The organism is Vitiosangium sp. GDMCC 1.1324 (assembly GCF_003044305.1).
Taxonomy (GTDB): Bacteria; Myxococcota; Myxococcia; order Myxococcales; family Myxococcaceae; genus Archangium.
The window spans coordinates 650,682-661,529 of record NZ_PZOX01000005.1; the positions used below are offsets into that span (position 1 = coordinate 650,682).

The 10,848-nt window shown below is 68.9% G+C and carries 8 protein-coding genes; 1 reads left to right on the plus strand and 7 read right to left on the minus strand.

The genetic code is table 11. The features are described from left to right. Positions 1-10 precede the first annotated feature (10 nt). The 3 genes from DAT35_RS18665 to DAT35_RS18675 all read right to left on the minus strand — a co-directional run bounded on the left by DAT35_RS18665 (position 11) and on the right by DAT35_RS18675 (position 6,685). Complete coding sequence (locus tag DAT35_RS18665) at positions 11-1,594, minus strand: hypothetical protein (protein WP_146209771.1); 1,584 nt, start codon at positions 1,592-1,594, stop codon at positions 11-13. Positions 1,595-1,677: 83 nt separating this feature from the next. Further along, on the minus strand, positions 1,678-5,778 hold the full coding sequence (locus tag DAT35_RS18670; protein ID WP_108068368.1) for a protein kinase: 4,101 nt from the start codon (positions 5,776-5,778) through the stop codon (positions 1,678-1,680). A gap of 148 nt (positions 5,779-5,926) precedes the next feature. Beyond that, the gene (locus DAT35_RS18675) at positions 5,927-6,685 is read right to left on the minus strand and encodes a hypothetical protein (RefSeq protein ID WP_108068369.1); all 759 of its coding nucleotides are present in this window, start codon (positions 6,683-6,685) and stop codon (positions 5,927-5,929) included. Between the two features lie 83 nt (positions 6,686-6,768). Between DAT35_RS18675 and DAT35_RS18680 the strand changes: the two genes are divergently transcribed. Continuing rightward, the gene (locus tag DAT35_RS18680; protein WP_108068461.1) at positions 6,769-7,206 is read left to right on the plus strand and encodes a translation initiation factor; all 438 of its coding nucleotides are present in this window, start codon (positions 6,769-6,771) and stop codon (positions 7,204-7,206) included. A gap of 4 nt (positions 7,207-7,210) precedes the next feature. On the opposite strand, the gene DAT35_RS18685 is transcribed toward DAT35_RS18680, so the two are convergent. From DAT35_RS18685 to DAT35_RS18700, 4 genes are all read right to left on the minus strand, one after another. Further along, entirely contained in the window at positions 7,211-7,864 is a 654-nt protein-coding gene (locus DAT35_RS18685; RefSeq protein WP_199242935.1) for a hypothetical protein, read from the minus strand. Positions 7,865-7,913: 49 nt separating this feature from the next. Then, positions 7,914-8,708: a tRNA pseudouridine(38-40) synthase TruA gene (gene truA, locus DAT35_RS18690; RefSeq protein WP_108068370.1), complete on the minus strand. Its 795-nt coding sequence runs from the start codon at positions 8,706-8,708 to the stop codon at positions 7,914-7,916. Between the two features lies 1 nt (position 8,709). Next, entirely contained in the window at positions 8,710-9,906 is a 1,197-nt protein-coding gene (locus DAT35_RS18695; protein ID WP_108068371.1) for a serine/threonine-protein kinase, read from the minus strand. 215 nt (positions 9,907-10,121) lie between these two features. Then, positions 10,122-10,688: a head protein gene (locus tag DAT35_RS18700; RefSeq protein ID WP_108068372.1), complete on the minus strand. Its 567-nt coding sequence runs from the start codon at positions 10,686-10,688 to the stop codon at positions 10,122-10,124. Between the last annotated feature and the right edge of the window lie 160 nt (positions 10,689-10,848).

The window sequence follows — 10,848 nt, forward strand, 5'->3', positions numbered from 1 at the left end:
TCCTGGATGCTCATGACAACAACTGCAACCACTGCATTCGTTTCACCACGGGCAGGGGCACGCCGGCCCGAGCGCGGAGCTCCCTGTTCGTGCGGATGTTGGAGACGCTCTTGTCGGGGTGCTTGCTGTACCAGGTCAGCGTGCGAATCTGGTGCTCGCGGACCCACCGCTTGAACTCGTCCTCCCTGTCCGCGCCCAGCTCGATGGCGAGAGGGAGCCGCCCCTTGGAGGGAAACCACCGGATCCGCGGCTTCGGGAAGCCCACGGTGTTGCACCAGATGGTGGTCAACCCGAGGCTGGCCCGGTCGATGAAGTCGTCGAGATAGCTCTCCCAGCTCCCATCGTAGTTGCTGAAGAAGAGCAGGCAGTGCCTCTTCCGGGAGATGCGCAGCCACCTCGGGCGGCCATCCTCCTTCGGAGGGGGCCACTCCTGCCTGCCCCCATCGATGATGACCCAGCGCGCGCGGTGTATTCCCTCGATGCTCCCGAGGTTGCCATCTGTAAAGTAGTACTTCGCCAGGTGCTTCCACCCCCACAACATCAGCCGGAGCACGGGCAGCCGCAGCAAGCCCGGCTTGAGCTCGACGAAGTGCGTGAGATGGTTCTGGGTCTGATAGTCCTCCCAGTCCTGGATCTGATCCAGCTTGTGCCTTTGCTCCTGGGTGAGCGCCATGGGTCCCGGTGTCTCGGGCTGAGACGGCCCCTTCCTCCGGCGCGCTCTCCACTCCTCCCATGACGCCGACAGGACCTCATGGCCCAACAGCAAGGCCCCCACCCCGAGCGCCGGAAAGGCGAGCGAGGACAAGAGCAGCCGGACAGGGCCCCACTTCCTGAGCCTGAGCCGCCACGGCTCCGGCTCGGCATCGAACTCGAGCGGGGGCTCGTCCTTCGCGGCGCTCTCCACACCGCTCACTCCGGGCGGATTCCTGGCCACTCCCTGATTCCTGGCCGCCTCCTGGAGCTCTCGCGAGATGATGGCATAGCAGTCCTCGATCTCCTGGTTCAGGCGGACCGCCTCGGAGCCCTGGGCCCGGGCGATGGTGGACAACACGGGCCGTGTGGCTGGCGCCTCCCTGAAGAGCTGAAGGAAGCGCCGGCGCACCCGGGCGTCATTCTGGATCTTGCAGGCGCTCAGGCCGCTGTAGCCCTCGTAGGGAAGCGCCGCCTTCACGGCATGCGCCAGGAGGAATTCCTTGAACCCCTCCACATCCGACCGGGGCGGCAGGCCGCAGTGGCGGTAGATCTTCTCCTTCAGCGTCCCCCCCGCCTGCTCATAGAGCTCGTTGAGGAACGCGTTGGTGGAGCCCTCGAAGTTGCCCTCGAAGGCCAGCCGCGCGGCGCCCTCCCTTCCCAGCTCGTCCCGTGTGCCCGGAATGAGGGACCAGCTCAGGAAGTGTGTCATTTCCAGCTTGTCGAACGCGATGTGTGGGTTCCCACGGATGTCCGTGCCCATTCCTCCTAGCAGATCCTCCAATTCCTGCCGTCCGGACTGGACGGGCACGATGGAGGTCAGGGTATCGGGTGTCCTGGCGAAGAATTTACGGCGAAGCCATTGCCACGCACGCCGCAGATGGCTGCTCTTGGATGCACGCATGTATGAGTATCCCCCAGAGGGAACGAGGGCGGAGCCATCACATGTGATGGAGGGTGCTCAGACGCCACGCCGGGCCATGGGGCTCACGGCAGCGGCTCGTCTCCCTGGCCGAGTGGATGCATCGTCCCGGAATGGGGAGAGAGCCCGTCGGGAGGCAGGCCGAGCCCCTCGGACTGGCCGGCCAACCTGGCCTGCGCCCACGACTCATAGAGGCGCGCCCCCTGCCGGCGAGCGACCTGGAGGGCCACCAGGAACTCCTCCCGGGCCTCCGCGTCCCTGTCGCGCAACAAGAGGAGCTGGCCGCGGATCAGATGGAGATCCGCCTCCCACGCCCGCTCTCCCGCCGGGAGTTGCGTGGGGGCCAGGGCCCGCTGCACGGCCACCAGTCCCTCCTCTGCACGCCCGAGCTTCAGGTAGATGTCGGCGAGCATGCCGAAGTTGTGGGGCGTGCCAATCAGGACTCCGGAGCGCTCCCACTCCGAGAGGGCCACGAGCATGAGGTCCAGCCCCTCCTCGGCCCTGCCCAACCAGGCCAGGGCCCAGCTCTTGAGGATCGTGGACCACCACAACCAGAGCCGGAACCGGTGCTCACGGGCGAGCGCGAGGCACGGCTCCGTCCATTCCAGGGTGCTCCGGGCCTCACGACGGATCTGCGCCCCGATGGCGGCATAGGTCAGCACACCCGCGCACGTGTGGGGATGTCCGAGCTTCCCAGCGAGCTCCACGGCCTCCCGAGCCTGCTGCCGGGCCAGGCCCGGCTCATGGAGCACCGAACGGATGACGGAGCTGAAGGCCAGGGCCATCGCCCGGGGGTTGATCCAGTACTTCACGGCGAGCATCCGGTGCCGCGCCAGCTCGCGGCCATCCCCCGAGTGCGCCAGCGCCAGCTCGATGTGCTGCCGGGCCACGGGCATATGACCCCAGGTGAAGAAGTCGGTGGCCATCATCCGGTGACCCAGGGACAGCAGATCCGCGCAGTGCTGGCGCTCGCCCAGGAGCACCAGGAACTCCGCCACACCGTGCGCCTCCTGGTACTTCTTCTGGGTGAAGAAGTAGGCGAAGGCGCCCCAATAGGGCAGCTTGAGCTGGGACAGGACGTCGCCCCCTTCGCGCAGCAGCTCGAGCACCCGGATATAGGTGCGCTCCACCTCGGGCGAGCGGTAGCCCTGGAGCTGCACCAGGGGAAGGCCCAGGGCCAGGAGCAGCTCCAGCTCCTCCTGGGAGCGCTCTGGGGTGGGCAGCAGGCCGCGCAGCAGCTTCAGCGCCTGGGTGAGGTGGCTCACCGCCTCCTGGTTGGCGTAGCTCTGGCTGGCGCGCAGGCCGGCCTTCATCCAGGCGCTGATGGCAGGCTGGGGCTCTCCCGCCTCCGTGTAGTGGTGGGCGAGCAGCTCGGGCCGGCTCTCCACCACGTCGGGGAAGTGCTCCACCAGCGTCTGCGCGATGCGCTGGTGATGCTGGCGCCGCGCCGTGCGCGGGAGGGACTGGTACGCCGCCTCCTGGATGAGGGCATGCCGGAACTGGTACCCGATCCCGGTGGACTCTTCGTTCCGCTGCAACAGCCCGGCGGTCACCAGTCCCAGCAGGTCCCTCCGGAGCGAGGCCTCGCTCATCCGCGTCAGTCGCGAGAGCAGCTGCCGCGTGAAGCTGCGCCCCACCACCGCGCAGAGCTGGGCCAGCTCCTTCTGGCGGCGCGGAAGCGAGTCCAGCCGGGCCAGCAACAGCTCCTGCAGGGTGGTGGGAATGGGCACCACCGAGCCCCCCTCCAACAGCGCGTGGGTCATCTCCTCCACGAAGAGGGGAACACCGTCCGTGCGCGCCACGAGCTGCTCCAGCACCGGCTCCGGCAGCGTCCGGCCCCGCGCCACCTCCTTCACCAGCCGCAGGGTGCATGGCGCCGTCAGCCGCTCCAGCACGAGCGGGTGGAAGTCGGGGCGCGGAGGCCAGGGCGGGCGGAACTCGGGACGGGCACTGAGCACCCCGAGAATGGGGGCCCGCTCCACACGCTCGCTCAACGAGCCCAGGAGCTTCAGTGTGGAGGGATCCGCCCAGTGCAGATCCTCCACCACCAGGAGCACCGGGCGCACCTGGGAGGTCCGCAGCAGGAGCAGCTCCAACGCCTCCAGCACCTCCTCCATCTCCCGCTCCGGCGTGAGCCGCCGGTGTGGAGACGTCTCGGCCACGGGCAGTGACAGCAGGGAGGCCAACAGATGCACCTGGACCTGCTTCAGCTCCCAACGCACCAGCCGCGCCTCGAGCATGCGCAGGTTCTCCTGGGGCGAGCGCTTCGGGGAGACGAACAGCCGCTGCACCAGCTCGATGATGGGATGGAAGGCACTGGTGGAGAACTGGGACCAGCACTGAAGCCGTAGCTGGAGCGCATGCGCCTGCGGCACCCGTTCGAGCAGTTCCTGGATGAGGCGGGACTTGCCAATGCCAGCCTCGCCGCTGAGCAGCACGAAGCCGCCGTTCCCCCGCCGCGACACCTCCCAGTACGCGAGCAGCTCCCCCAGCTCCCGCTCCCGTCCCACCAGCGGCGACAGGCTCCCGCTCGCGGCGAGCGTCCGGTCGAACCGGGACACCGTCTGGCGAGCACCCACCACCCGGAACACCCGCACGCTGCGTGCCCCCTCCAGGGCGCGCGCGCCGAGCAGCCGCGTCTCGAAGGCCCGATGCACCAGCGTGTGCGTCTCCTGGCTGAGCACCACCTCGCCGAGCCCGGCCTGCGACGCCAGCCACGTGGCGACCTTCGGCGCCTCACCCTGGATGCTGGGCGTGCTCCCACGCACTTCCTGGGAGAACCCATCCAGCACGACCATGTCCGTGTGGATGCCCACCTTCACCGCCAACGAGGACAGGGACTCCTGCGGCAGCCGCTCCTGGAGTGCCTGGAGGACGGAGGAGGCCAGCAGCAGGCCCGCGTGGACGGCGCGCTCCGAGTCCCCCTCGCGCGTCACCGGGTAGCCAAAGCAGGCCAGGGCCTCGTTGCCCATGCATAGCGTGACGAAGCCTCCGTGCTGATGGATGACCTTCGAGAAGGAACGATGGAAGGCCGCCTCGCACTCTCCGAAGTCCTCGGGGTCCAGCTGCCGCGCGAGGTGGACGAGCCCTTCCAATCTGCAGGACACCAGCGTCACCTGCCGCCGCTGCGGCGCCAGGGCGCGTGCCGGCCTGTGTCCCGGACGCAGGTACTCCTCCAGCTCGCGCAATTCCTCCTGCAGCTCGGACGCGGAGAGCAGCCGCTTCGAGGGCTCCTTCGCCAGCGCCACGGCCAGCAGGGACTCCAGCGCCCAGGGCAACTCCGGGTGGTGCTCGCGCAGCAGGGGCACTGGCTCGGGGGACAGGACCTTGGCCCGCAACTCCTCCAGCGAGGTGCTCGGATAGGGCAGCGCCCCGGTGAGCATCTCGTACAGCATGACGCCCGCGGCCCAGATGTCGGTGTGCTCGTCCAGCGCCTCCCCCCGCCACTGCTCCGGAGCCATGTAGGGCGGCGTGCCCGCCATGGGCAGGTTCGGGATGGACGAAGTGCTGGGATCGATGAAGCGTGCCAGCCCGAAGTCGAGCAGCTTCACCACTCCCTTGTGGGTGACGAAGACATTGCTGGGCTTGAGGTCCCCATGGACGATGTGGTGCTCGTGGGCATGCGCCAGCCCTGCGGCGACCGCGCTCATGATCTCCAGTGTGTGCCGCAGGCCCGGCCGCTCGCGCCGCATCGCCTGCGCGAGTGACTCACCGTCCAGGAACTCCATCACCAGGAAGGGAATGCGTGGCTCTCCCGGTGGGCGGCGCCATTCGGAGACGTCGAAGATGCGGATGATGTTCTCGTGATCGAGCCGTGCGATGACCCGGGCTTCCCGCAGCGCCAGCTCGGCCAGCTCCTGGCGGGGCAGCAGGAACTTGAGGGCCACCACGCGCTGCAACTGGGCATCCCAGGCTCGCGCGACCCACCCCATGCCGCCGGCGCCCAGCTCCTGGAGGAACTCGAACCGCCGGCCGTCCCAGCCCCCCAGCCGTTCCCCGGGAAACGGCCTGCGGACCACCACCGGCCCACGGACGACCTCCTTCAGGAAGGAATCACCGAAGTCCGAGTCCTCCTGCCCGCGCAATGCTGTCTCGAGTTGGGACTCCTCTGGAGGCCGCGACTTCCCCCCTTGCGGCCAACCATCGGACTCGTCGCCTTCCTGCATGGTCTCTTCCCCTAACCCCCCTCGGCGCAACCCCGTAGCGACCGGCCTCCCTCCCAGAAAGCTAGGAGGCCAGACAGTACCGGGCAATGACAGGTACACGAGGGACGGAAGCGGCCGTGAAGCGCCTCACCACCGGACGAGGTCCGGCTCAGCGGCCCCGCAACCGCCGTGCGTGCTGGCAGGCCGCGTAGGGAACGACACGCAGTCCCTGCAGGAAACCACTCGGGCGCAACCCGCGCCCGGAGCTCCCGGGCACCGTGCGCAGCTCGGTCTCCAGATTCTGTGAGAGCCGGGAGCCGAGGCGGATCTCCGCCACGGGGAGATGGACCTCCGACCCCAGGGGAGCGGCTTCGAGCAGCAGCCGGGCCACTCCCTCCTCGACCGCCCGCTGCAGCCGCTCCGCGCGATCCACGCCGGGCCGGCCCGCCCCGGACGCGGTGAGGCGCAGGGACACACGGCCGAACCCGTCTACCTCGTAGGGAGCCACGGCCCAGTAGGTATTGGCGAGGTAGTCGTGCAGGTAGGTCTGATGGATGCCGGAGATGAACTTCCGCAGCACGAAGGAGGGAAAGGAGACGAAATAGAGATCCTGATCCCCCTTGCCATGGAGGGCGCTCGGCAGGGGCTGGTCATGGAACCGCAGGCTGATGCCGAGCGAGTCCTTCCCCGCCTCCCCCGAGAACCAGCCCCCCGCGAAGCGCACCAGCGCGGGCCCCACCAGCCGCGCCGCCAGGTCCGCGGGCGCGCCGGCGGCGACCCCGGTGGGAGGGACGACCCGCGCCGAATGCACTACCCCCGAGGGGTGAAAGAAACGAGCTCCTCGTGCGAAGAAGAAGGGATACAGCAAGGGAGAGACGAGTGCGCCCGCGGCGATGCCGAGGGCCCTGCTCGCTTGCAGTCCAGGCATGACACGCACTCCTGTGGGTTGAACCGGATACCGGGAGGGAGCACGCTGTCCATGGATGTGACGTTCACCGGATGCGGAGCACCATGGCGAAGCAGACACGCGGAGGAAGGGACGGCGCGCGGCCCGAGGAGACTGCTCAGGGCGAGGGCCCGGAGCCCCGGCAGGCGCCGAAGGTGAAGGGCTTCAACAGCCCGTTCGCCCGGCTCGAGGCCCTGCGCGAGACGCTGCCCTCCACGCAGCCCCAGGTGCGCCCGGAGGACTTCCCCGGCACGCCTCCGCCCCAAGGACCCGAGCGCGCGGTGGTGAGGCTCGAGCCCGGCCGCGGAGGCCAGGAGGTGACGGTGGTGGAGGGGTTGGGCCTTCCCTCCGCCGAATTGCAGGCGTGGCTCCAGGCCCTGCGGAGAGGACTCGCCTGTACCGGCACGGTGGAGGGCGAGCGGTTGGTGTTGCAGGGCGACCATCGCTTCAAGGTGCCCGACCTCCTGCTACGCCGGGGCGTCAAGCGCGTGGTCCACGGCTGAGTGCTCAGGCGGCGGGGGCCTTGGGCTCGCCCTCGGGCTTCGGCTCGGACGTCTCCGCACCGGACTCCGCCGCCGGGGCGGCCTCTCCACCGCTCTTCGCGGCCTCGCGCTGGGCGCTCTTCTCTCCCGCGCGCTCGGCTTCCCGGAGGAACTCGGCGTACTCGTCCTGACGCGTGGCCGCCTGCTGCTGCGCCTGCGCCACCTGCTGCCCCGCGGCGGCCCGGCCCTGGACAACGGCCCGCTGGCTGAGCACCACGCTCACGGCGAACGCGGCCCAGTCCAGCAGCACGAGCAGCCACCCGCGCTCCAAGTACCCGTCGACGCCGTCGCGCACGAAGTCGAGCGCGAGGAGGAAGGCCTGGCCGGTGAAGGCGGCACCGAGCGCGGTGGGCCACGGGCGCAGCTCGATGATGCGGGCGGCGCCGTAGCACAGCAGGGGCAGCACGGCGAGCGCCCACAGATTCTCCAGCACCAGGGCGATGGCGAACCGGAGGAACTCGAAGGGCAGTGCCTCGAGCCGGACCAGGAGCCGCACCCCGAGGGCACTGGACACCACGGAGCCAAGCACCAACGCGAGGAAGCCGAGCCCCACGATGAACTGGGCACGGCGGACTTGGACGCGCAGCGGTTCGAGGACGGACTTCTTCGGAGTGCTCACGGGGACGGGAGCCTAGCGCAAGCGCGGGCCCGGGGCGTATGGGAAGCCCTCACTCCTCGTCGTCCCCCTCCGTCGTGCCGCCCGGGGTACGAGGAGGCGGGCCCTCTCCATAGAAGACCTCCTCCAGGACGAGCCCGTGGGCCGGAGCGGTGGGACCGGCGCGCTTGCGGTCGCGCGAGGCGAGGACCTCGGCCACCCAGGACTCGGGACGGCGTCCCTTGCCCACCTCCACGAGGGTGCCCGCGATATTGCGCACCATGTGCTTGAGGAAGGCGGTGCCCTCGACGGTGATGGAGAGCTCATCCCCGGAGGTGCCCTGGACCTCTACCCGGCGCACCTCGCGCACGGCGTGGGCGGCCTGGCAGTCCGAGGCGCGGAAGGAGGAGAAGTCGTGCCGGCCCACCAGGTACGCGGCGGCGCGGCGCATGGCCTCCACATCCAGGGGGGCGAACACCTCCCAGTGGGTGGAGCGGCGCAGGGGCGAGCGCGAGGGCCTGTTGCTCACCCGGTACCGGTAGCGCTTGCCGTGGGACCAGCGGCGCGGGTCGAAGTCGGCGGGCACCTCCTCGGCGCGGACGACGGCGATGTCCTCTGGCAGGAAGCGGTTGAGCCCCATCCAGTACGCCTTGAGCGGCAGCGTGCGCGGCGTGTCGAAGCACACCACCTGCCCGGTGGCATGCACGCCCGCGTCCGTCCGTCCGGCCGCCTCCACGGCCACCCGCTCGCCGAGCAGTTGCTCCAACGCCTGCGCGAGCCGGGCCTGGATGGAGACACCATTGGGTTGGACCTGCCACCCCACGTAACGGGTGCCGTCGTACTCGAGCGTCAGCTTCAGGCGGGGCATGTCAGCGGTACTTGAGCCAGGCCGAGAGGATGTCCCCCACCATCTTCCCCACGGGGAGGTTGTGCTTGCGGGCGAGCGCCTCCAGGGCCTCCCACTGCGAGGCGCTGACGGGCACCGGGACGATGCGCTCGCCCGCGGAGCCGGAGGCGGGCTCCTCCACGGGCGGCACGGACTCCATCTCCGTTTCCGTGGTGGGCCCGGGCGCGGCGGGTGCGGCGGGGGCGGGCTTGGGACGCAGCCGCTGCTGCTCCTCCTCCAGCTCGTCCAAGAAGAGCTGCTTGAGGAAGTTGGAGAGGTGGAGGTGGGTGGGGGTGAACTCGTACGCGTTGAGGAAGCGGTCGAGGTCCTGCTGGAAGTGCCAGGCCGTGGGGTAGCGCTTGTCCCTGTCGCGCTCCAGCGCCTTCATGAGCATGGCTTCCACGGGCTCGGGGATGTCCGCGCGGAAGTACGAGGGCGCGTACACCTTGCCCTCGACGATGCTGCGCATGACGGCCACGTCCGACTCGCCGGTGAAGAGCTTGAAGCCGGTGAGCCACTCGTAGAGCACGGAGCCCAGCGAGAAGATATCGCTGCGGTGATCCAGGGGCTTGCCCAGACACTGCTCGGGGCTGAGGTAGCTGAGCTTGCCGCGCAGCTCTCCGGCGCGCGTCTGCTCCACCCGGTTGGCCGCCTTGGCGATGCCGAAGTCCAGCACCTTCACCGTGCCGTCGAAGCACACGAAGATGTTCTCCGGCGTCACGTCCCGGTGGACGATGTTCAGCGGCGCGCCGTACAGGTCCACCTTCTGGTGCGCGTAGTAGAGGCCCTCGCACACGGACGAGGCGATCTTCAGCGCGTACACCATGGGGAAGGGAATCCCCAGCGTCTCGGCCTTGGGCACCACCCGCCGCATGTCCCGGCCGAAGAGGTACTCCATGCCGATGTAGTAGCTGTCCCCCACCTTCCCCAGGTCGTGGATCTGCACGATGTTGGGGTGGTTGAGCTGAGCGGCGAGCCGCGCCTCGTTGAGGAACATGCGCACGAAGGCCGGCTGGCGGGACAGGTGGGGGCGGATCCGCTTGATGACGACGGGCTTCTCGAAGCCGTCCGGACCCGCCTGGTGGGCGAGGAACAACTCCGCCATGCCGCCCACGGCGAGGCGATCAATGAGCGTGTACTGGCCGAACGACACGGGGGCTCGCGGGGCGACGGGCGACATCGGAAGCAGCAGGATAGCGCTCCCGGGGCCTCGGGAGCCAAGGCATAAGGAGCCCAGACCTCCCCAACCATCCCACATGCCGTCCGGCAGCATCGCCCGCTGCATCCGCGGCATCCCGGGCCCGACGAGCGATTCCGGGCCAAGGCCCGAGGTGGGAGCCCGGTGCGGCAGACCGCTCGCTGGGCTCAGGGTGGGAGGCGACCTCGCGCCTCACCTCACTCCGGGCGGCCGGGCCCCGGCTCGGGGAGCAGGTGTATGGAGTAATGGTTGAGGTTGCGGTGATGCAGTGCGACGTGGCGTCTGCCTGCAATCATCATGAAGACTCTCTGGAGCGGCGCAGGCTGCCCCTTCAACCAGGCCTCAACCTCCTCGCGGGTCTCAAAGGCAGGCATGGTGGAAGGCGGGGCAGCTTGCTGGATCTGCTCGAGGTAGCCTTCGAGTATGGGGTGCGGGAAAAGCTGACGGTGATCCATTTCACGGACATGCATGACGATATGGTATTCGTCTGCAATCAACACGAAGGCGCCATGCGGAGGCTCGGGGTGCTGCCGCAGCCATGCGTCCGCCTCCTCGCGGGTCTCAAAGGATGCCACCGCGTAAGGCGGAGCCTCCCTGCGGAACTGGAGGTAATCCTCGAAGGAATGGACCGTACCGGTCTCCGAGATGAACATGAGCGCAGCAGTGGCGACCCGGAAGAGCTCCCGCTCCTCGTCGGACTGAGCACTCCGCAAGGTCCGCCCGAGGAGACCCTGGACTTCAAGGATGCGCTCATGAATGTTCATGGTGACACCGCTACGATGTAAGGGGAAACCGGGGCACCAGATGATGCAACGAGCACGACCGGAGCCAGGACAACAATCCCCGCCCCAGCGGAGACCGTGACGAATACGACTCCCGCGATGACAACCAGGCTGCCTACCAGTATTGCCTCGCGGTTGCGCT